General features: G+C 39.1%; 18 protein-coding genes. 13 read left to right on the forward strand and 5 right to left on the reverse strand.

Annotated elements, in window-relative coordinates; translation table 11 throughout:
- On the reverse strand, positions 1–810 hold the full coding sequence (locus tag ZA05_RS15870) for a glycogen/starch synthase (protein WP_053992812.1): 810 nt from the start codon (positions 808–810) through the stop codon (positions 1–3).
- 112 nt (positions 811–922) lie between these two features.
- Between ZA05_RS15870 and panC the strand changes: the two genes are divergently transcribed.
- The 9 genes from panC (at position 923) to ZA05_RS15915 (ending at position 11,723) form a co-directional block, all read left to right on the forward strand.
- On the forward strand, positions 923–1,771 hold the full coding sequence (panC, locus tag ZA05_RS15875; protein ID WP_369793865.1) for a pantoate--beta-alanine ligase: 849 nt from the start codon (positions 923–925) through the stop codon (positions 1,769–1,771).
- A 13-nt stretch (positions 1,772–1,784) separates the two neighbouring features.
- Complete coding sequence (gene panD / locus ZA05_RS15880) at positions 1,785–2,135, forward strand: aspartate 1-decarboxylase (protein WP_053992675.1); 351 nt, start codon at positions 1,785–1,787, stop codon at positions 2,133–2,135.
- A 9-nt stretch (positions 2,136–2,144) separates the two neighbouring features.
- Positions 2,145–3,098 (forward strand): lysylphosphatidylglycerol synthase transmembrane domain-containing protein, encoded by a 954-nt coding sequence (locus tag ZA05_RS15885; protein ID WP_053992676.1) that lies wholly within the window; start codon positions 2,145–2,147, stop codon positions 3,096–3,098.
- 39 nt (positions 3,099–3,137) lie between these two features.
- The gene (locus ZA05_RS15890) at positions 3,138–4,280 is read left to right on the forward strand and encodes an alpha/beta hydrolase (RefSeq protein ID WP_053992677.1); all 1,143 of its coding nucleotides are present in this window, start codon (positions 3,138–3,140) and stop codon (positions 4,278–4,280) included.
- 83 nt (positions 4,281–4,363) lie between these two features.
- Entirely contained in the window at positions 4,364–5,536 is a 1,173-nt protein-coding gene (locus ZA05_RS15895) for an alpha/beta hydrolase-fold protein (protein ID WP_053992678.1), read from the forward strand.
- Between the two features lie 112 nt (positions 5,537–5,648).
- Positions 5,649–7,010, forward strand: coding sequence for a DNA repair protein RadA (radA, locus tag ZA05_RS15900; protein ID WP_053992679.1), 1,362 nt, complete (start codon positions 5,649–5,651; stop codon positions 7,008–7,010).
- A gap of 93 nt (positions 7,011–7,103) precedes the next feature.
- Entirely contained in the window at positions 7,104–10,508 is a 3,405-nt protein-coding gene (gene ileS, locus ZA05_RS15905; RefSeq protein ID WP_053992680.1) for an isoleucine--tRNA ligase, read from the forward strand.
- 4 nt (positions 10,509–10,512) lie between these two features.
- Entirely contained in the window at positions 10,513–10,896 is a 384-nt protein-coding gene (locus ZA05_RS15910) for a TraR/DksA C4-type zinc finger protein (RefSeq protein ID WP_053992681.1), read from the forward strand.
- Between the two features lie 137 nt (positions 10,897–11,033).
- The gene (locus ZA05_RS15915) at positions 11,034–11,723 is read left to right on the forward strand and encodes a lipoprotein signal peptidase (protein ID WP_053992682.1); all 690 of its coding nucleotides are present in this window, start codon (positions 11,034–11,036) and stop codon (positions 11,721–11,723) included.
- Here ZA05_RS15915 and ZA05_RS15920 read toward each other — a convergent pair.
- The 4 genes from ZA05_RS15920 to ZA05_RS15935 are packed head-to-tail and all read right to left on the reverse strand — an operon-like array spanning position 11,705 to position 14,542.
- On the reverse strand, positions 11,705–12,274 hold the full coding sequence (locus ZA05_RS15920) for a 5-formyltetrahydrofolate cyclo-ligase (RefSeq protein ID WP_053992683.1): 570 nt from the start codon (positions 12,272–12,274) through the stop codon (positions 11,705–11,707). The genes ZA05_RS15915 and ZA05_RS15920 overlap by 19 nt on opposite strands.
- The gene (locus ZA05_RS15925; RefSeq protein ID WP_053992684.1) at positions 12,261–13,244 is read right to left on the reverse strand and encodes a succinylglutamate desuccinylase/aspartoacylase family protein; all 984 of its coding nucleotides are present in this window, start codon (positions 13,242–13,244) and stop codon (positions 12,261–12,263) included. The genes ZA05_RS15920 and ZA05_RS15925 overlap by 14 nt, the downstream gene beginning before the upstream one ends.
- A complete protein-coding gene (gene rimK / locus ZA05_RS15930) occupies positions 13,245–14,117 on the reverse strand; it encodes a 30S ribosomal protein S6--L-glutamate ligase (protein ID WP_053992685.1) in 873 nt (290 codons plus the stop codon). It abuts the gene before it with no gap.
- Positions 14,114–14,542 (reverse strand): RimK/LysX family protein, encoded by a 429-nt coding sequence (locus tag ZA05_RS15935; protein WP_053992686.1) that lies wholly within the window; start codon positions 14,540–14,542, stop codon positions 14,114–14,116. The genes rimK and ZA05_RS15935 overlap by 4 nt, the downstream gene beginning before the upstream one ends.
- A 128-nt stretch (positions 14,543–14,670) precedes the next feature.
- Between ZA05_RS15935 and uvrC the strand changes: the two genes are divergently transcribed.
- From uvrC to hppD, 4 genes are all read left to right on the forward strand, one after another.
- On the forward strand, positions 14,671–16,464 hold the full coding sequence (gene uvrC, locus ZA05_RS15940; RefSeq protein WP_053992687.1) for an excinuclease ABC subunit UvrC: 1,794 nt from the start codon (positions 14,671–14,673) through the stop codon (positions 16,462–16,464).
- Positions 16,461–18,713 (forward strand): patatin-like phospholipase family protein, encoded by a 2,253-nt coding sequence (locus tag ZA05_RS15945; protein WP_053992688.1) that lies wholly within the window; start codon positions 16,461–16,463, stop codon positions 18,711–18,713. The genes uvrC and ZA05_RS15945 overlap by 4 nt, the downstream gene beginning before the upstream one ends.
- Positions 18,714–19,013: 300 nt before the next feature.
- Complete coding sequence (locus tag ZA05_RS15950; RefSeq protein ID WP_053992689.1) at positions 19,014–20,174, forward strand: homogentisate 1,2-dioxygenase; 1,161 nt, start codon at positions 19,014–19,016, stop codon at positions 20,172–20,174.
- 13 nt (positions 20,175–20,187) lie between these two features.
- Positions 20,188–21,348 (forward strand): 4-hydroxyphenylpyruvate dioxygenase, encoded by a 1,161-nt coding sequence (gene hppD, locus ZA05_RS15955; RefSeq protein ID WP_053992690.1) that lies wholly within the window; start codon positions 20,188–20,190, stop codon positions 21,346–21,348.
- Positions 21,349–21,487 lie beyond the last annotated feature (139 nt).

Raw genomic sequence — 21,487 nt, forward strand, 5'->3', positions numbered from 1 at the left:
TTATTTTAAGACTTCGGTAGTGTAAAATTCTGTATAAGGCTCCATAAATTCATCTGGAGCGTAATAGTCAAGTACAGGTTTACCGCAAGCTTTTAAGTATTCGGTCAATTCGTCAGGGATTACCTCAGACCCTTGTATCAACGCATCGGAATGGTCTATGGCCACTTTCATGATGTTGTTGTAGTTTGGGGTTTCCAAAACCTTGACCATATCTTGATCGATATTGTCGAACTTTATTTTGTTGATCATTTCACTATCTAACGTTCCGTCGAAACTTTGATTGTATACCGAAGTTACAATTTTACTTTCATTGAAAAGCGGCTCGTTCTTATAAAATTCTTTTAGGTAAAGAGGAAGCAATGAAGCCATCCATCCGTTTACATGGATGATATCTGGTGACCAATTAAGTTTTTTTACAGTTTCAATCACCCCTTTTGCAAAAAATATAGCACGCTCGTCGTTATCTGGAAATAGCTTTCCTTCTTCGTCGGTCAATGTAGCTTTGCGCTTAAAATATTCTTCGTTGTCAATAAAATAAACCTGGATGCGTTCTTTTGGGATAGAAGCCACTTTGATGATCAATGGCATGTCTAAATCGTTTATCACTAGGTTGATACCGGAAAGGCGAATTACTTCGTGTAATTGATGTCTTCTTTCATTAATGTTACCATACCTAGGCATAAATATTCGTATCTGGCCTCCTTGTTTGTTTACCATTTTTGGAGCTTCAAATGACATCGATGAGATCTCTGTTTCTGGTAAATATGGTACAACTTCGGAAGACACATACAATATTCGCTTATCTTTCATAAAATAGGTTCGATTTAGTAAATTAGAAATAAAAAACATGCAAAATTACAAAATTTTATGCAGATTGCCAGTAAAATATTAGTTTTGCACGCTGTTAATGTTTTGTTGTCACGTGAGAATTTATTATAAATCCAGTGAGTTAAAAAGCACTGTCGAGGAACTCAAAGCCCAAGGACGTAGCATTGGTATGGTACCTACCATGGGCGCTCTGCATAGAGGACATCTGTCCTTAATCCAGCAGGCATTGGATGAAAATGATGCCGTTGTGGTAAGCATTTTTGTGAATCCTACCCAATTCAATAATCCAGAAGATCTTGAAAAGTATCCAAGAATGTTGGAAACCGATGTAGAGCTGTTACAGCAGCTTAGCGACGAAATTATGGTGTTTGCACCTTCGGTGGACGATATTTACGGAGCGGAAGTTGAGTCCATATCTTTTTCTTACGATGGTTTGGAGCATGAAATGGAAGGACGGTTTAGGGACGGACATTTTGACGGTGTTGGAACCATTGTAAAGCGCCTTTTTGAAATAGGTCTGCCCAACAATGCCTATTTTGGCGAAAAGGATTTTCAGCAATTGATGATCATCAAAAAGTTGGTTGAAAAGTATGGAATCCCTGTAAATGTCATAGGTTGCCCAATTTTTAGAGAAGCAGATGGTTTGGCAATGAGTTCTAGAAACATTCGGTTGAAACCTGCGCACAGGGAGGCTGCTCCTTTCATCTACAAAACGCTGCAAGCTGCCAAAGATAAGTTTGGCACAGAAAGTGCTAAAGCAGTTACCGATTGGGTTGAAAGTCAATTTTCGAATAATGAATTGTTGGAATTGGAATATTTCATTATTGCAGATGAACAGACCCTGAAAACAATAACAGAAAAAACGAATACAAATGCATGTCGCGGTTTTATTGCCGTGTATGCAGGTGATGTTAGACTTATAGATAACATTGCCTTAAATTAATATTTTTTGCCTCATGCAAATTCAAGTAGTAAAATCTAAGATTCATAGAGTTAAGTGTACAGGTGCAGATCTGAATTATATTGGAAGTATTACCATTGATGAAGATCTAATGGATGCGGCCAATATTATCCAAGGGGAGAAGGTGCAAATTGTGAACAATGATAACGGTGAGCGATTGGAAACTTATGTAATTCCTGGGCCTAGAAATAGTGGTGAGATTACCTTAAATGGTGCTGCAGCTAGAAAGGTTGCGGTTGGTGATACCTTGATCTTGATCACTTATGCCTTTATGGACATTGAAGAGGCTAAAACTTTTAAGCCTTCATTGGTTTTTCCAAACGAAGCCACTAACTTGTTAAACTAATTCCTAAGATTGAATTCGAAGCTTAAAACCATCCTGAAATTAACACTGCCATTATTGTTGGGTGTTGTTTTAGTGTGGTATTCGCTGTCCAAGATATCAATCGGGGAACTCATTGTATACTTTAAAAAGGCAAACTACTTCTGGATTGTCTTAGGGATTCTTTTTGGGTTTTTAAGTCATTTGTCAAGAGCCTATCGTTGGAAGTTTTTATTGGAACCATTGGGGTATCATCCTAAAATGACCAATAGGTTGATGGCGGTTTTTGCTGGGTATTTAGTGAACTTTACCATTCCGCGGGCAGGTGAGGTTACAAGGGCCACCGTACTCACCAATTACGAAGGTGTGCCTTTTGAAAAGGGCTTTGGGACCATCGTGTCTGAACGTGTTGCTGATCTTGTGGTGCTCCTCTTGATTATAGTGACTACCTTGTTTCTGGAGTTTGAATTCATTTATAATTTCTTCATACAAAAATTTGATGCCATCAAAGTGCTCTCTGCAGGGGGGATTTTACTTGTTTTAGGATTGGGCATGATTGTTTATTTCAAGAAAGGAAAATCCAAATTTGCTGTAAAGGTAAGGGCCTTTGTGGTTGGTTTATTGGAGGGAGTATTCAGTATCTTGAAAATGAAGAAAAAATGGGCATTCATTGGACATACCTTTTTCATATGGATCATGTATCTTTTAATGTTCTACGTAACCTCTTTGGGAATTGAAGAATTACAGCCTATCCCATTAGCTGCAATTTTGGTAGGTTTTATTTCTGCAACCTTTAGTATTGCCGCTACTAATGGAGGAATTGGTTCCTATCCAGAGGCGGTGGTTTTGGCCTTTACCTTGTTCGCATTACCAGTGGATCCAAGCAGGGCTTTTGGGTGGATTATGTGGTCCACACAAACCCTTATGCTTACACTTTTGGGAGGATTATCTTTAATTTGCCTTCCAATCTATAATAGAACCAAATAATTTTATAAATTGCCGTAACAATATAAATGAAGGAAAATTATGCATAAGTTTTTCATGCTTTTGGTATTTGTTTTGGGCTTTCAAACGTTTCAATCCCAAGTGCTGTTCGAAACAATGGAGTCATCCATTTTGGGAGAAACTAGAGAATTGAAAATTCAACTGCCGTCCAATTACAACCCGGAGGATAAAACAGAGTATCCAATTATCATTGTGTTTGATGGGGATTATCTGTTTGAGCCAGTGATCGGTAATGTTAATTACCAGTCCTATTGGGGGGAAATGCCAAAATGTATTGTTGTAGGAATTAATCAGGCTTCTAGTCGAGAGGTGGATTTTTTCTATGATGATGAAACTTATTTTCCTGCTCATGAAGGAGCTCGTTTTTTTGAATTTGTTGGTGTGGAGTTGATTCCTTACATCGAGAGTAAGTTTAAGGCTTCTAAATTTAGAATTGGAGTAGGGCATAATTTAAGTGCCAATTTCATGAATTATTACGTGTTTAAGGAATTTCCAATCTTTAGGGCTTTTGTGGAATTCAGTCCAGATTTGGCCCCGGAAATGGCCAATCGTTTGGAGCAACGCCTAAATAATATTCCAATAGATACCTTCTTTTATTTGGCAACCGCAGAAAATGATTTGGGTAATTTAAACCAAAGTATTGTCAATCTTGACAAAACTTTAAGTGTTATTGAAAACCCAAAATTGCATTATAGGTTCGATAATTTTGATGATGCCAATCATTATTCATTGGTAGGTCTGGCAATTCCAAAGGCCATGAACCAGATTTTTTCTTTGTATAAGCCCATCAATAAAAAGGAATATACTGAAAATGTGCTCCCTTATGAAGGGTCTCCTTATGAATATTTAATGAAGAAATATGAGGATATCGAGCTGTTTTATGGCTTTGAAAAACAAGTTGTGGAAATTGACTTAAAGGCTATTGCAGCTGCTTCAAAGAAAAAGGGAGATATGGAATCTTTAAAAAATGTATCCAAATTGGCGAAAAAAGAGTATCCGGATTCTATGATCAGTGCCTATTACCAAGGTATGTATTATGAGGAAGAGGGCAATATGAAAAAGGCCCTGCAATACTACCAATCAGGTTTGATGCTGAACGAGTCTGAGTACATTGATAAGGACATGCTTCTGGAAAAAGTTTATAGCATCAAAGACCAAAATTAATACAAATAATTGCATTTCATCGATTTTTTTTAGCAGGTTAACTTATTTTTGGTATGTTTACTATCCTAATCCAAACCTACTAAATGATGAATAGAAATCTACTTTTTGTCTTCGCACTACTTACCTTTAGTGTTAGTTTTGCCCAGGTTAAACGAGAAAAGTTTCAGTCCCGAAAGCTAAATACTACTCGAGAAATAAAAATTAAGTTGCCGGCAGGTTACGATCCAAGTTCGCCTTTAAAACATCCTGTAATAGTGGTGTTTGATGGCGATTATCTTTTTGAGGCAGTTGCAGGCCAAGTAGCTTTTCAAACCTACTTTGATGAGATGCCCAAATCCATTATTGTAGGGATTGAGCAAGGGAAGCAAAGATTATATGATAGTTATTACGATGAAGTCACTGGAATGCCAATAGAATCTGGAGAAAGGTTCTACAGGTTTGTTTCAGAAGAATTATTGCCATACATAGATAGCAAGTACAACACGAGTAAATTTAGAGTAGCTGTTGGGCACAATGTGATGGGGAATTTTATCAATTCATTCTTGTTGAGTGCAGACCCAATGTTTAATGCCTATGTTAATTTAAGTCCTGATTTTAAAGGGGAAATGAAGGAGAATGTGGTAAGTCGATTGAAGTGGATTGATGAGGATATCTTCTATTATATGGTGACTAGCGATCATGATTTTGCGCCTTTAAAAGATAATATTCGTGAAGTGGATGCCAATCTTCAAGGCGCCAAAAACAATTCATTGACTTATTATTTTGATGAGTTCAAAGGGGATACGCATTACATGTTGGTTACCGGAGGAGTTTCAAAAGCGTTGGATAAAATCTTTGAGCTGTATAAGCCTTTGGACGAAAAGGAGCTAAAAGAAAAAGTATTCCCGTATGAAGGGACTTTGGATCGTTACATTGTAGATCGTTATAAGAGAATTGAAAACCTCTTTGGAATTTATAAGCCAATAACCGAAGAAGAATTTGAAAAAATTGTTGAGGTAGCCGAAGAGCGCGAGGATGTGGAATCTTTGGAGAAAATAGGTAAATTGGCGAATAAGCAAGATCCTAATTCATCCTTGGGAACCTATTATTTGGCCTTGTATGCCGAGAAAATGGGTAAAACCAAAAAGGCTGTTAAATTATACGAAAGCGCTTTGGAACTTAACGAAATGGCACATATAGATAGAGATTTCATTCTTTCTAAAGTTGAAGATTTAAAGTTTGCAGCCGAAGAAGTAGACGACGAAGCAGAAAACTAAAAAGTACAAAAAAATACCAATCACTCAATTATTTTGCTGTCCCCAATGCCGATGTATTGGGGATTATTTTTTTGCGGTCATTTATTCCTTATTTTAGCCTAAATTTCTAAATATGGCCAAGGTTAAAACTACGTTTTATTGTCAAAATTGCGGTACTCAATATTCAAAATGGCAAGGGCAGTGTACCTCCTGTAAAGAGTGGAATACCATTGCAGAGGAAGTCCTTCAAACTCCTGAAAAGAGTGATTGGAAAAGTCCTGCTTCAGCTTCCAAAAAACGTGCAGCGAAACCTTTGCTTATCAATGAGATTGATGCTTCTCAAGACGCTAGGATAGATGTGGTTGACAAGGAATTCAATCGTGTGTTGGGTGGCGGATTGGTGCCGGGATCCCTGACACTTTTGGGAGGAGAACCTGGCATAGGAAAAAGTACCCTGCTACTGCAAATGGCCTTGCGATTGCCTTATAAAACACTTTATGTTTCTGGAGAGGAAAGCCAAAAGCAGATTAAAATGCGTGCCGAGCGTATCAATCCTAGTTCTAGTAATTGCTATATTTTAACAGAAACCAAAACGCAAAATATCTTCAAGCAGATTGAGGAATTGCAACCAGATGTTGTGGTTGTGGATTCCATTCAGACATTGCATAGCGATTATATTGAATCTTCTGCAGGGAGTATTTCTCAAATTAAGGAATGTACAACTGAGCTCATCAAATTTGCCAAAGAAACAGCGACACCGGTAATTCTTGTTGGGCATATTACCAAAGATGGGCACATTGCTGGGCCTAAAATTTTGGAGCACATGGTGGATACGGTATTGCAGTTTGAGGGAGACCGAAACCATGTGTTTAGAATTTTACGAGCCAATAAAAACCGATTTGGATCCACCAATGAATTGGGGATTTATGAAATGCAAGGAGCAGGCCTTAGGGAAGTGAGTAATCCTTCAGAAATTCTTATTTCCAGAAAGGATGATGAGCTGTCAGGGAATGCGGTAGCAGCCACTTTGGAAGGTATGCGCCCCTTGATGATTGAAGTGCAGGCCTTGGTGAGTACGGCGGTCTATGGGACGCCGCAGCGTAGTGCCACGGGGTTTAATGCGAAACGTCTCAATATGTTGTTGGCAGTCTTGGAAAAACGCGCTGGTTTTAGGTTGGGAGCCAAAGATGTGTTTTTGAATATCACAGGGGGAATTACCGTAGATGACCCTGCCATCGACCTTGGAGTCGTGGCGGCTATTTTATCCTCAAATGAAGATGAAGCCTTGCCGAAAGACTACTGTTTTGCAGCCGAAGTTGGGCTTTCCGGTGAAATCAGACCCGTGCAACGAGTTGAACAACGTATTTTGGAAGCTGAGAAGCTTGGATTCTCGACCATTTTTGTGTCCAAGTACAATAAAATTTCGTTGAAACAAACAGCTATTAAAATTCAGATGATTTCCAAAATCGAAGACTTGGTAGGCTTTATTGTGTAAGTGACATTTTCAAGGTGACCATTTTCCTCCAAATAGCACGGCTATTTCTCTAAAAATCATTAATTTCGCAGGTCCAAAAGAATTAATGACAATATGAGTACGAAATTCCCTGAATATAAAGGTCTTGACTTACCTAAAGTAGCCGATGAAATGTTGGCCTATTGGAAAGAGCATTCCATTTTTGAAAAAAGTGTCACGTCTCGAGACAACGCAAAACCTTTTGTGTTTTTTGAAGGGCCTCCGTCGGCAAATGGTCTTCCTGGAGTGCACCACGTTTTGGCACGTGCCATCAAGGATATCTTTCCTCGCTATAAAACTATGAAAGGGTTTCAGGTAAAGAGAAAGGCTGGATGGGATACTCATGGACTTCCAATTGAATTGGGAGTTGAAAAGGAATTGGGAATTACCAAAGAGGATATTGGAAAAACTATTTCAGTAGAAGATTACAATGCAGCTTGTCGTAAGGCGGTGATGCGTTACACGGATGTGTGGAACGACCTTACTGAAAAAATGGGGTACTGGGTGGACATGGATGACCCGTACATCACTTACGAGCCAAAATACATGGAAAGTGTATGGTGGTTGTTGAAAGAAATCTACAATAAGAATTTATTATACAAAGGCTACACGATTCAGCCGTATTCTCCAAAAGCAGGGACTGGTTTGAGTTCTCATGAGCTGAACCAGCCGGGAACCTATCAGGATGTGACCGATACTACGGTAGTGGCGCAATTCAAAGCTAAGTCAGAATCCTTACCAGAGTTTTTGCAAAACGAAGGAGATATTCATTTCTTGGCTTGGACGACTACACCTTGGACTTTACCGAGTAACACAGCCTTGACTGTGGGGCCAAAAATTGACTATGTATTGGTTGAAACTTTTAATCAGTACACTTTCGAGCCTATCAAAGTTGTAGTAGGAAAGCCTTTGGTAGGAAAGCAGTTTTCGGGGAAATATGTCGTAGCGGAGTCTCAAGCAGATATTGATAATTATTCAAAAGAAAATAAAAAGATTCCCTATCGCATACTTAAGGAATTCAAGGGAGCAGATTTAGTGGGGATTGCCTATGAGCAATTATTGCCTTACGCCTTGCCACATAATAATCCAGAGAATGCCTTTAGAGTGATTTCGGGAGATTTTGTAACAACTGAAGATGGTACTGGAATTGTACATACCGCACCAACTTTTGGTGCCGATGATGCCATGGTAGCCAAACAAGCGACTCCAGAAGTACCACCGATGTTGGTAATGGACGAGCAAGGGAATTTGGTGCCGTTGGTGGACTTGCAAGGAAAGTTCAGACCAGAAATGGGTGAGCATGCCGGGAAATATGTGAAGAACGAATATTATGCCGATGGCGAAGCGCCTGAGCGCTCGGTAGATGTTGAGATTGCCATCCGTTTAAAAGAAGAGAACAAAGCCTTTAAGGTTGAAAAATACAAACACAGCTACCCTAATTGTTGGAGGACCGATAAGCCTATTTTGTACTATCCATTGGATTCTTGGTTTATCAAGGTAACCGATGTGAAGGAACGCATGTTTGAATTGAACGAAACCATCAACTGGAAACCTAAAGCTACTGGAACAGGACGTTTCGGAAATTGGTTGGCAAATGCTAATGATTGGAATCTGTCTCGTTCTCGCTATTGGGGAATTCCATTACCAATTTGGAGAACCGAAGATGGCAAGGAGGAAATCTGTATTGGTTCTGTAGAAGAATTAAAAGCCGAAATGCAACGTGCTATTGAAGCAGGTGTTTTGGCGGAAGATATTTTCAAGGATTTTGAAGTAGGTAATAATGATGATGCCAATTACGCGAAATTAGACTTGCACAAAAACATTGTGGATCAAATCACTTTGGTATCAGCTTCTGGTAAGCCAATGAAGCGTGAAAGCGATTTGATTGATGTTTGGTTTGATTCGGGATCTATGCCGTATGCACAGTGGCACTATCCTTTTGAAAATAAAGAGAAAGTTGATGCTCATACGTCTTTCCCAGCCGATTTTATCGCGGAAGGAGTAGACCAAACGCGTGGATGGTTCTATACGCTTCATGCCATTGCGACGATGGTGTTTGATTCGGTTGCTTATAAGAATGTGGTTTCTAACGGACTTGTTTTGGATAAAAACGGCCAAAAAATGTCCAAGCGCTTGGGGAATGCCGTAGATCCATTTGAAACCTTGGCCAATTATGGTGCCGATGCTACACGTTGGTACATGATTTCCAATGCGAACCCTTGGGATAACTTAAAATTTGACCTTGAAGGCGTAGAAGAGGTAAAACGTAAGTTCTTCGGGACACTTTACAATACCTATTCTTTCTTCACTTTATATACCAATTTGGACAACTTCACCTATAATGAAGCTGATATTCCTTTGGAAGAAAGACCAGAGATTGATCGCTGGATCTTATCTGAATTACATACTTTAATACAAAAAGTTGACGAGTATTATGCCGAATACGAACCAACAAAGGCTGCCAGAGCAATTTCGGACTTTACTCAGGATTACTTGAGTAACTGGTACGTGCGTTTAAGTAGAAGACGTTTTTGGAAAGGCGATTACCAATCCGATAAGATTTCGGCATACCAAACCTTGTATACCTGTATGCTAACCTTGGCGAAACTTGGGGCGCCGATTGCGCCATTCTACATGGACAAAATTTACCAGGACTTAACAAAAGTGACACAAAAAGAAAACTTTGAAAGTGTACATTTGGCAGAGTTCCCTGTGAGCGATCCTGCTTTTATAGATAAGGAGTTGGAGCGTAAAATGGAAAGCGCACAAACCATTTCATCATTGGTGTTGTCATTGCGTGCTAAGGAAAAGATAAAAGTGCGTCAGCCATTACAAAAAATCATGGTTCCAGTGAACAGTGAACAGCAAAAGTCTGAGATTTTGGCGGTTGCAGATTTGATTACTTCGGAAGTAAATGTAAAGGAAATCGAAGTTTTGGAAGATGCTTCTGAGATTTTGGTGAAGCAAATCAAGCCGAATTTCAAAGTTTTGGGCCCTCGTTTTGGAAAAGATATGAAATCCATTGCGCAGATAATCAGTGGATTTACATCTGAGGACATAAAAAAAATGGAGCAAAGCGGTGAAATGGATGTTGAAATTAATGGAAAAAGTATTACATTAGAACGTTCTGATGTGGAAATTACCTCACAAGACATCGAAGGTTGGCTTGTAGCAAACGAAGGAGCTCTAACCGTTGCACTGGATGTTACAATCAATGATGAACTTAAAAAAGAGGGTATTGCAAGAGAGTTGGTAAACAGAATCCAGAACCTTAGAAAAGATTCAGGATTTGAGCTTACAGATAGAATTGCGGTCCACTTGCAAAAGGATGAACAGATTAGTAATGCGGTAAAACAAAATATCGATTATATAAAAACAGAGACGTTAACAGATCAATTGGAAATTTTAGACATTGTAAACAATGGTGTAGAGATTGCCTTTGATGATGTAAATACCAAACTGTTTATTCAAAAATTATAAGATTATGGCAGTAGAAACTAACAACAGGTATTCCGATAAGGATTTGGCAGAGTTTAAAGTATTGATTCTAGATAAAATTGAAAAGGCAGAACATGATTTGGGACTTTTAAAAAGTGCTTACATGAACGACCTTAATAATGGTACTGATGATACTTCACCAACGTTCAAGGCTTTTGAAGAGGGTAGTGAAACTATGAGTAAGGAAGCTAATTCACAACTGGCAATTAGACAGGAAAAGTTTATCCGAGACTTGAAAAATGCCCTTATACGAGTAGAGAATAAAACTTATGGTATTTGCCGTGTAACTGGTAAATTAATCAGTAAGGAGCGCCTAAAGTTAGTGCCACATGCTACATTGAGTATTGAGGCAAAAAACATGCAGCAATAAGTATACTTATAACATTAAAACTGCGCCCTGTATTTTTACAGGGCGTTTGTTTTTTGTGTACTTAAGGATTCTAAATTTATTAAGTACCTACAATCAATTTAATAAATCCTATTTTTGTGTTTCATCAATACTAAACCATGTCAATAAAAAGAGCATTTCTGTTAATCCTGTTGATATTGCTTGTTGACCAAATCAGCAAAATTTACATTAAAACCCATTTTGAACTTAGGGATCGCATTGAGGTTTTTGAATGGTTTCATATTGCCTTTGTTGAAAATGATGGAATGGCATGGGGAACCAAAATCAGTGATTTTGTATCCTTTATTTCAGATAAAACAGCCAAGTTGAGCCTGACACTCTTTAGGATTGTGGCTGTTTTTGGGATTGGCTATTGGTTGGTGTCTTCCATTAACAAAAAGGCCTCCAAAACCCTAATTTGGGCTGTAGCCTTGATTTTCGCAGGGGCTTTAGGCAACATTATCGATTCGGTTTTTTATGGGGTTGTATTCAGTGACAGTATCAATAGAGTCGCTGAATTTATGCCTGAGGACGGAGGTTACGCTGGCTTGTTCTATGGCAACGTCGTGGATATGCTACACTTTCCTATATATAGCGGAATCTACCCAGAGTGGGTTCCTTTTGTGGGCGGGAAGAGTTTTTCTTTTTTTGAGCCTGTTTTTAATGTGGCCGACATGGCTATAAGTACCGGGATAGGAATTCTGATCGTCTTCAATAGAAAAGTATTCCCGAAACCTTCAGATCAATTGGAAGGTTTGGATAAGGAAATTGTAGACAAAAAGGATGCTACTCAGTTAGAGAATGTATAGATGGTTTTTGGAGTGACGCAGTAGTCGAGAGGAATATCGGCTTCATGCATGTCTTCAAATGATGATTCTGCTTCAAAAAATGACAGTCCAATTTTTATGGCATTTGGTTTGCACCTGGCCAAAAATGTATCGTAAAATCCCTTGCCATAACCAATCCTTTGTCCATGGTCGTCAAAAGTCAAAAGTGGAACAAAAATCACATCCAATTTGTCATTGGCAATTTCAATCCCATCTTCAGGTTCCGGAATCCCATAAGCGTTAACCTTTATTACGGTGTTGTCGGTCAACAGAAAATTGGTCATGGTACCCGCCTCGAAATCACTTTTTGAAATAACTATGTTTTTGTCTTTCCCGGAAAGAATGTTCAGGATGAAATCGGTTTGTATTTCTTTCTTAGACGCAATGCTTAAAAACAAATGGTAAAAGGAATGCTTCCAAATGTCCATTTTTAAAAGCTGATTGGCAATATCCATGCTCAATTGGTCAATCTCATCTTCTGTAAGGTTGGCTCGCTTGGATTTATATAGAGTTCTTAATTCAGACTTGGTCATTTTTAAGTTTTGTACTGATATGGAATAAGGCATCTCCTTGATAGACAATAGGGAGTTCGTTTACATTGATAATATATCCCGAATAAATGGCTTTTACAAAATGGTTGAACTTGCCGTAGGGATCAGTAATGTTTCCAATAATCTCGCCCTTGGTGACTTTTGAATTCAGGGTTGCCGAAGGTTTGAACATTCCAGAATAGTTGGCACGCTGCCAACTGCTATCTAGAATGGTTACCGTATCTACTTTTGGTTTGGATGCCTTGAATTTTGTTGAAAGCATTCCTAAGTGCTGCAATACGCGTTTCACTCCATTCACGCCTGTATTTGTAATGTTGACGTCAATATGGGTAGATTTTCCGCCCTCAAATAGTAAAATAGGCTTTCCTTGTTTGCTACAAGTATTCCTAAATGATTTTTTGATGTTTTTGGAATATAAAATAAAAGGCGCTCCAAACACATTGGCCAATTCATCCAATGTAGGGTTGTTTTTGGTAATGCGTACTTGTGGCGCGTTGAACCTTCCCGATCCTCCAGTATGGAAATCCATGATAATATCTACATCAGGAAGCACTTCGCTTACCAATTTATGAGCTACCCGACTGGCCAAAGAACCTTTTTTTGTGCCGGGAAACACACGGTTTAAATCCCTTCCGTCCGGAAATTCACGTTTTAGGTTGATAAATCCGAACACATTGATTATTGGAATACAAATGATGGTGCCGCACTTAGGTTTGTTGATGCCTTTGGCAATGATTTGCCTAATGATTTCAACCCCGTTCACTTCGTCGCCATGAATGCCGGCGGTTAAAAGTAGGACGGGCCCCGGTTTTTTGGAGCGCTCCACGATTACAGGAACATCAATGCTGGAAGTGGTGTGTAAATTGGCTACCCCAAAATTCAATTCACAACGCTCACCCGCTTTAATGTCTTTGCCAAGTATGGATATGATTGGTTTTTGGGTATAGGTCATCTATCGGTTCCTTTCAATATAGGTTATAATGGCTCTCGCAATATTTTTGCCAGTAGCTTCCTCTATGCCTTCCAGCCCTGGAGTAGAGTTCACTTCCAAAAGCAAAGGCCCTCTGTCAGACTGAAGCATGTCTACACCGCATACAGGAAGTTTTAGGGCTCTAGAGGCCTGCATGGCCAGTTTCAATTCCGCTTCGTTAAGTTTAATGATTTTGGCAGTACCTCCCCGGTGTAAATTAGAGCGGAATTCACCTTCTTTTCCTTGGCGTTTCATTGCGCCAACTACTTGTCCATCTACAACCAATGCTCTAATGTCTGCTCCTTTGGCTTCTTTAATAAATTCTTGCACGATTACTCTAGCTTGTAATCCGTTAAATGCTTCTAAAACAGATTCTGCCGCACTTTTGGTTTCTGCCAAAACCACGCCCAAACCTTGGGTTCCTTCCAGGAGTTTTATGATTACCGGAGTTCCCCCAACATGATCGATTACTTCCTCAACGTCTCTGGAATAGTTGGTGAACACCGTTTTTGGCATCCCAATTCCTGCTTTGCTCAGGCGTTGTAGACTGCGTAGCTTATCTCTTGAGCGCTGAATGGCATCTGAGGTTACAATGGTGAAGACGTTCATCATTTCAAATTGACGCACCACGGCGCATCCGTAAAAAGTAATGGAAGCTCCAACCCTAGGGATAATGGCATCCACATAATCCAAATACCGGTCTTTGTAAAAGATGGTAGGTTTTTCTTTTTCAATGATGATGTCGCATTTTAAAGGGTCTATGACTTCAACCTGATGCCCTCGCTTCCGCCCCTCCTCAATGAGGCGTTGCGTAGAATATAAATAAGAATTTCTAGAAAGAATGACTATGTTCATGCGCGTTTACTTGCGTTAAAAGATATGTTTTGCTGATCTACATCAACGAGAAATTTTTTGCTTAAAAACTGTCTGCCAATGAGAACAGGGAATTTCATATCGTCTCTAGTGCTTAAAGTTAAGTTAATCTTGTAGGTTTTACCAAAAAATATGACATCGGTTTTTATTTTAAACCTATTTTCCTTGTAACCATTGCTGCTTTTTACATTGGTTCTGGAATAGGAGTTGAAAGTAACCTGGACACCACTAAAATTTGGATGGCCCTCACTGTGAAATGTGCAGATGAGGCTGTTGTTTTTTTCGATGATTTTTGAGCAATGTATAGCAGAAGTATAGGCGCCAGTATCTATCTTGACATCTACTTCAAATAGTTGTAGCTCAGGAAAATCAATCCTGTCTGTGCGGCCTATGGTTTGTGTTTTCATTGCTGAATTAAAAAGTGTACCAAGTTAGTGAATTACTAATATCAATGTTAGGTTTGTCAATATAATTTTTGGGGCAATTAACATTTTGGCTGCCGAATGAAAACCATGAAAATGGTTACCTTTGAATGATGAGCCAAACTTCACTTGAAATTCAGTTGCAAACCTTGCCAAATCAGCCAGGAGTCTACCAATATTATGATGCTGAGGGGAAGATTTTATACGTTGGAAAAGCAAAGAACCTGAAAAAAAGAGTCAGTTCTTATTTTACAAAACAGCACGATTACGGAAAGACTCGGGTATTGGTGAAAAAAATTGCCAGTATCAAGCATATTGTCGTTGATACAGAGACCGATGCTCTGCTGTTGGAAAATAACCTGATTAAAAAGTATCAGCCCAAATACAATGTCATGTTGAAGGATGATAAATCCTATCCTTGGATTTGTATCAAGAAGGAGCGGTTTCCAAGGGTGTTTTCCACGCGAAGGGTCATTAAGGACGGTTCGGAATATTTTGGTCCATATACCAGTATGAAAACCGTGTCTACCTTGTTGGAGTTGATAAGAGGGTTGTTTCAGCTAAGAACTTGTAATTATGATTTGGCGGAAGAAAAAATAGAAGCGGACAAATACAAGGTGTGTCTGGAATATCATTTGGGAAATTGCAAAGGTCCTTGCGAAGGCTATGAAACGGAAGGGGAATACCATGCCAATATTGCCTCGATAAAGGAGATTTTAAAGGGGAATTTTAAGGACTCCTTGTCTCATTTTAAAAAGCAAATGCAGGTCTTGGCGCAAGATATGAAGTTTGAAGAAGCCCAAAAAATAAAGGAAAAGATTGAAGTGCTGGAAAACTATCAGGCAAAATCTACCATCGTCAATCCGAAAATCAGTAATGTAGATGTGTTCTCCATAGTGAGCGATGAAGGTTATGGGTATGTCAATTTCCTTCAGTTGTCATACGGTTCCATCATCCGTTCCCATACTTTGGAAATCAAAAAGAAATTGGAAGAAACCGATAAGGAGCTTTTGGAGTTGGCGATAACTGAACTTAGGCAGCGTTTCAATTCCAATTCCAGAGAAATCTATGTGCCTTTTAAAGTTGATATTGGAGATAATATAAAAGTGACGGTTCCAAAGTTGGGAGACAAAAAGCATATTCTGGATCTTTCTATCAGAAATGCAAAGTACTACCGTATGGAGCGCTTCAAGCAAGTGAAGATTACAGATCCTGATAGGCATGCCAACCGCATTATGGCACAAATGAAGGCCGATTTACGGTTGCATGAGGAACCGCGGCATATTGAGTGCTTTGATAATTCCAATATTCAGGGAACAAATCCAGTGGCCGCCTGCGTGGTATTTAAAAATGGGAAGCCAAGTAAAAAGGACTATCGGCATTTCAATATAAAAACAGTTGAAGGACCAGATGATTTTGCCTCAATGGAAGAGGTGGTGCACAGACGTTATAAAAGGCTTTTGGATGAGGGGCAACCACTGCCACAATTGATCATTATTGATGGAGGAAAAGGACAATTGTCTTCGGCGCTTAATAGTTTGGAAATCTTAGGTTTACGTGGAAAAATTGCGATCATCGGAATTGCGAAGCGTTTGGAAGAATTATTTTACCCAGAAGATCCAATTCCCTTATATTTAGATAAAAAAAGCGAAACCCTCAAGGTCATTCAGCAATTGCGTAATGAAGCGCACCGTTTTGGTATAGAACATCATAGAAACCGGAGAAGCAAAAGTGCTCTTAATACGGAGCTGGAGACTATTCCGGGTATTGGTGAGAAAACCATTGTGGAACTAATGACACATTTTAAATCGGTAAAACGGATTTCCCAAGCCTCTCTTGAAGATCTCACTGCCGTAGTAGGGCCTTCCAAGGCGCAAAAAATAAAAGCCTTTTATGTAAGCAAATGAAGCAATATCTACTCGTTATAATCATTTTTCTATCTTTTGTAGGTCTTGGGTTGGCCCAAGAAGTTCCTGCCAAGGATTCTTTGAAAATTGGTTTGGTATTGAGTGGCGGTGGGGCTAAGGGATTTGCCCATATCGGGGTGTTGAAAGTACTGGACAGCATTGGACTAAAGGTAGATTATATTGCAGGTTCCAGTATGGGGGCTATTGTTGGTGCGCTCTATTCCTCTGGCTATTCGGGGAAACAACTGGATTCCATTTTTGGAAGTGTTGACTATGACGAGGTGATCACGGATTACTTGCCAAGGGAATCCAAGACCTTCTATGAACGCGAGAATTCTGAAAAATATGCCTTAACCTTACCTTTTAATAGGTTTAAGTTGAAGTTGCCCTCGGCCATTTCCTCCGGGCAAAACATATATAATTTATTGACTTACCTAACCCTTCCTGTCAGTGATGTTGAAGAATTCGACCAGTTGCCAATTCCATTTTTTTGTACGGCAACCAATGTTGAAACGGGAAAGGCCGTCTATTTGGAAAGGGGCAATTTGGCGCAGGCTATTACAGCTAGTGGCGCCTTTCCTTCCTTGTTTCAACCGGTTATAATAGATGATCAATTATTGATAGATGGCGGGGTGACCAATAATTACCCTATTGATGAATTGAAAGCTAAAGGGATGGATGTAATTATAGGGGTGGATGTTCAGGATGAACTGGCTACCAGGGAAGAGCTTACTTCCGCTCCCGATGTGCTTCTTCAAATTAACAACTATAGGACCATAAATGATATGGTATGGAAATCGAAGAAAACAGATATCTACATCAAACCGGATATTAAGGATTTCTCGGTCATCTCATTTAGTGAGGGGCAAAGGATTGTGAAAAATGGAGAAATGGCGGCGAGGGAAAGTCTTCCAGCCCTTGTCGAGCTTTCTAAAAAAGTTTGGGATGCCAATGATGCTCCAAAGGCAGTGTTGAAAAGTCCCGATAGCATCAGAATCAATTCTATTAAGATTAGGGGCTATGAGAGGTATACTAGAGCTTATGTTTTGGGGAAACTGAAGCTTAAAAGTAATTCTACAGTAAGCTATACCGATTTTAGTCGAGGTGTCAATAATTTGATGGCAACCAATAATTTTGACAGTTTTGAGTATCGGTTCCAAAGATCCTATGGAGTTGAAGGCTACGATTTGTTGGCCACCATAAAAGAAAATGAAACCACTAATTTTTTGCGATTTGGATTGCATTATGACGAACTTTATAAAAGTGCTGCCATTTTAAACCTTACCCGCAAGCGGACTCTTTTTGATAATGATGTACTATCCTTAGACGTGGTTCTTGGTGATAATATTAGGTATAACTTGGATTATTTTATAGATAGAGGATTTTATTGGAGTGTTGGCTTACGAACCCGTTTCAACCAATTTCACAGAGGGGTCAATTCGCAATTGATCGTGAGGAGTTTTGAAGAGGAAATGAATAATGTAAACAAGGTGGATATAAGGTTGCAGGATTTTAACACGCAATTTTATGTACAGACCTTATTTAGAAAGGATTTTGCTTTAATTGCAGGTGTTGAGCATAAGCACTTAAGAATTGCTTCCCAAACCTTGGTGAATCAGTTTAGTAACAACAATGACGATGAATTTTTGTTTGAGAATACCGATTATTTGAGTTTGTACGGAAACATTAAGTTGGATACTTATAGCCATAGGGATTTTCCAAAAAGTGGTTTTTATTTTAATGGAGACATTCATTCATATTTTTATGCCTCCAGTTTTAATGAAAATTTTAGACCCTTTACACTTGCCAAGGCAGATATAGGCTATGCTTTTAGGATAACGAAGAGATTGTCCATGAATATTTTGGAGCAAGGTGGGTTTAAAATGGGGGACAATGGGACTTCTTCCTTGGATTTTGGACTGGGAGGTTATGCCAATAATTTCATCAATAACTTCGTTTCTTTTTATGGGTACGATTTTGTGACCATTACCGGGAATAGCTTTGTAAAGAGTACGTTTACCTTAGATTACGAATTTTTTAAAAAGAACCACTTACTGCTCGCGGCCAATATAGCCAATGTTGAAGATAATATTTTTGACACGGGAGAGTGGTTGACCACTCCGAATTATTCAGGTTTTGCTGTGGGCTATTCTTTTGAAACCTTTTTAGGTCCTATTGAAGCTAAATATACTTGGTCTCCAGATACGAAAAGGGATTATTGGTTTTTTAATCTAGGGTTCTGGTTTTAGTGGTTCAAAATATGGCTTAGCGCTTTGAGAATATAAGCTCTTCGGGATTTATTAAAAATCTACAAAAATTTTACGATATTTGCAGAACATCGCATGGTTTTAAGAGAAAACTATAAGGTTGCAAAACGCTCCTGATAAATAGTAAACAAGAATTTTAAGTGACACATTTTTGGACAGGTTTATTGGCGCATCTTCATTTTCTTATCAAGAGAAATCCTGAATAAGTAGGCGTTTTGTGCCTTCTACACAGGCGGAAATGCCGCTTGTTATTTTTACTTTCAACTATTAAAATTATTAACAATGCCTTTTTATCATAAACTAGGGAACATACCCCCAAAACGTCATATACAATTTCGAAAGCCGGACGGCAGTTTGTATAGTGAACAACTTTTTGGAACCATAGGGTTTGATGGCATGTCCACCAACTCCTATCACGAACAACGACCAACTCAGGTCAAAGCTATTCAAAATCAATATAGCGTCGCTCCAAAGATTGCTAGGGAAAACAACATGCAATCCTATCGTTTTAGAGGGTTTCAAGTGAAGCCGGAAAACGATTATTTGGAGAGCCGAAAAACCGTGCTTACCAATAGCGATTGTAGTATTATTTTGGCTGCTCCAAAGCAATCTACAACAGAATATTTTTACAAGAATACTGATGCTGATGAGTTGATTTTCATCCATAAGGGAACAGGGAAATTGCGTACCCATCTCGGAAATCTAGACTTTAAATACGGAGATTATTTGTTAGTGCCTAGAGGCATTATCTACAAAATAGATTTTGATACGGATGATAACCGCTTGTTTATAGTGGAATCACGTCGTCCTATTTACACACCTAAGCGTTACCGCAACTGGTTTGGGCAATTGCTGGAGCATTCGCCATTTTGCGAGCGTGACATCAGACGTCCTGAAGAATTGGAAACCTACGATGAATCGGGAGACTTTCTAATCAAGGTGAAAAAGCAGGATGATATGTTTGATATGGTGTATGCGTCCCATCCTTTTGATGTGGTTGGTTATGATGGCTATTGCTATCCCTACGCCTTTTCAATCCATGATTTTGAACCTATAACCGGACGGATCCATCAGCCGCCACCGGTGCACCAAACTTTCGAGACCGATGCTTTTGTGGTGTGCAGTTTTGTGCCGCGTTTGTATGATTATCATCCAGAAAGTATTCCAGCACCATACAACCATAGTAACATTGATAGTGATGAGGTGCTGTACTATGTGGATGGTGATTTTATGAGTAGGAATGATATTGCCGCAGGGCATATTTCATTGCATCCTGCTGGGATTCCTCATGGACCACATCCGGGAGCAACCGAACGTAGTATTGGGAAAGAGAAAACTGATGAATTGGCCGTTATGGTAGATACCTTTAAGCCGTTAAAAGTTACTGAAGAAGCATTAAAAATAGCAGACGAAGATTATTTTAAATCTTGGTTGGAACACTAAAAAATTAAAGATTATGAGTAAAGAAATTAAGTCGGTTGAATACGGACTGGAAAAAATATTTGAAGGGGCAGAAGACTTTTTGCCTTTGTTGGGGACTGATTATGTAGAGTTGTATGTAGGTAATGCAAAACAAGCGGCTCATTTTTATAAAACCGCTTTTGGATTTCAATCTTATGCCTATAAAGGTTTAGAAACGGGTTCGAGAGATGAGGTGAGCTATGTACTGCTTCAGGATAAAATTAGATTGGTTTTAACGACACCTTTGAATAGTAAATCTCCAATTAACCAGCATATTGTAAAGCATGGAGACGGTGTGAAAGTTGTGGCGCTTTGGGTAGAAGATGCAAGAAGTGCTTATGAAGAAACTACCAAAAGAGGTGCCAAATCCTATATGGTGCCAACCGTTGAAAAGGACGAATTTGGTGAAGTGGTGAGAGCTGGTATTTATACCTACGGAGAAACGGTTCACATGTTTGTGGAGCGCAAAAACTACAATGGACAGTTCATGCCTGGGTTTGTGAAATGGGAATCGGATTATAATCCGACGCCAACAGGTTTAAAATTCATAGACCACATGGTAGGAAATGTTGGTTGGGGTGAAATGAACACTTGGGTAAAGTGGTATGAAGACGTGATGGGCTTTGTGAATTTCCTTTCGTTTGATGATAAGCAAATCCATACGGAATATTCAGCCTTGATGAGTAAGGTAATGAGTAACGGTAACGGTCGTATCAAATTCCCAATTAATGAACCTGCAGAAGGCAAGAAACGTTCTCAAATTGAAGAGTATCTAGATTTTTACGAGGGTTCAGGTGTACAGCACATTGCTGTAGCTACGGATGACATTATCAAAACTGTTTCTGATTTGCGTTCTAGAGGCGTGGAATTCTTGTCAACACCACCGGAAGAATATTATAGAGCAGTTCCTGGAAGGTTGGAAGAGTTCAGTCATGAGCTTCGCGAGGATATCGAAACCTTGAAAGGCTTGGGAATCATGATCGATGCGGATGAAGAAGGATATCTATTGCAAATTTTTACCAAACCGGTTGAAGATAGACCAACCCTGTTTTTCGAGATTATCCAAAGAATGGGAGCGCGTGGATTTGGAGCTGGGAATTTTAAAGCCCTTTTTGAATCCATCGAAAGAGAGCAAGAAAAAAGAGGAACATTATAACAAATTTTTAACGTTCCACGTTTTAAAAAACTCCATCGGGCAACTATGGAGTTTTTTGTTTTTTATACATTTGGAACAGTAATTGTTTGTCAGCTTTTTTAACAGCCTCATGATTTGCCAAAAGTTAGGAGGACAAGAT

The sequence above is a fragment of the Mangrovimonas sp. TPBH4 genome, from assembly GCF_001280505.1.
In the GTDB taxonomy this organism is placed as follows: Bacteria; Bacteroidota; Bacteroidia; order Flavobacteriales; family Flavobacteriaceae; genus Mangrovimonas_A.